The 252-nt window shown below is 59.5% G+C and carries 1 protein-coding gene; it reads right to left on the bottom strand.

The features are described 5' to 3' along the window. Positions 1 to 252: hypothetical protein (locus tag AC0IW9_RS31405; protein ID WP_471652204.1), on the bottom strand; the 252-nt coding region annotated here is incomplete at both ends.

Here is a 252-nt window from a genome sequence, read left to right as displayed (position 1 = left end):
CCTGGATGCCGTTCTTGTCGTAGAACGCCACCGCGTTGGCGCTGTCGCTCAGCCCGGCGAGCGCGAACTGGCCGATCGACGGGTTGGCGGCATTGTTGAACCGCGCATTGCCGTTGACGATCGTGTAGTTGAGGATAACGCCGAGGCCGGTGTTCCAGAAGTTATGCTGGATGGCGAACTCGAAGCCGTCGATCGTCGCCTTCTGATCCGAATTGAACGGCGTCGCGATCTGGAAATTGACCAGTCCGTCTT

The sequence above is a fragment of the Belnapia sp. AC561 genome (genome assembly GCF_979252845.1).
The sequence above is the reverse complement of the archived record's forward strand: the minus strand, read 5'-3'. Positions and strand labels throughout refer to the sequence as shown.